We start from the raw sequence: 1066 nt of genomic DNA, 5'->3' as shown, positions 1-1066 counted from the left end.
CAAAGTATCAGCCAGCTACCTCAATCGGCCTGTACCGATGCCTTTAAAGAAACCATTTTAAAAACCATAAACGATTATTGCAGGTTAAAACGCCTGTTATTTTCGGAAAAAAGATTATGGATCGCCTTTAAATTACTGGAAGTAAGCGATTTTACCCATCCCGAATCACTTTGGCTGATGCTTAAAGAAGATAAAATGCCCATCAGCATCGGTTGTGTGTACAGCAACCTCAAACTAATGGAAGCGGCCGGAATAGCCGAAGCACAGAGTGCTGGATCGCGGTTAATCCTTTACAAGATCAGAGCCGCACATCACTAGGTAATATACCGTAATATTTTTTAAAGGCATTGGTAAAACTGGCCTGGTGTTTAAAACCGATATTAACACCAACTTCGTACATGTTTTTACCTTCTTCCAAAATCAACCGTTTGGCTTCTTCCATCCGTAACCGGGTTACGAAATCGTAAATGGTACTGCCAAAATATTTTTTAAATCCTGTACGCAATTTAAACTCATTGAGCAGGATCATTTTAGAAAGCTGTTTGTGCGTTGGCGGATCGATATAATCGCGTTCTAAAATCTCGCGGGCTTCTTCCAGTTTGGGGATATCACGGTCGAGGAGCGATTCCCTGCCTCCCTGTATATGCTGACTAAATTGTTCCAACTGGTACATAATCAGCTCGGTTATCCTGGCATCGGTAAAAAGGCGTTTTAATTCGCCATCCTGTCTGCAAGAAATAATCGCTTCTATGGATCTGCGCATTTCGGGCGTCATAAAAAGATCGTGTTCGGCAAAAGATGTCGAAATTCCTTTTTCCATTTCCTGTACAAACTGCTCGTGCAGTGGTGAATAAAGATCAACCAAACGCAGGTAATAATCCTTTGATAAAACGATCAGGAAATAGACAAATTCTACATCGGGTTTAACATCGTAAGCTTCTTTGGCAGAAGGTATATAACGGATATTATGCCGGCTGCGCCCGTATTTTGCCGATTGTTTGCCGTTGGGATTTGAGCTGTTTTTATTGCTAAAAATAAACTGGCTGGTAATGGCCTCACCTTCTAC

General features: G+C 41.6%; 2 protein-coding genes. One reads left to right on the top strand and one right to left on the bottom strand.

The window, feature by feature from the left end; genetic code table 11:
* Positions 1-318: transcriptional repressor (locus tag R2R28_RS29075; protein WP_316829167.1), on the top strand; the 318-nt coding region annotated here is incomplete at its 5' end.
* Here the strand turns inward: R2R28_RS29075 and R2R28_RS29070 are convergent.
* Positions 299-1066: AraC family transcriptional regulator (locus tag R2R28_RS29070; protein ID WP_316829166.1), on the bottom strand; the 768-nt coding region annotated here is incomplete at its 5' end. The genes R2R28_RS29075 and R2R28_RS29070 overlap by 20 nt on opposite strands.

Source organism: Pedobacter miscanthi, from assembly GCF_032678605.1.
Lineage (GTDB): Bacteria > Bacteroidota > Bacteroidia > Sphingobacteriales > Sphingobacteriaceae > Pedobacter > Pedobacter miscanthi_A.
The sequence above is the reverse complement of the archived record's forward strand: the minus strand, read 5'-3'. Positions and strand labels throughout refer to the sequence as shown.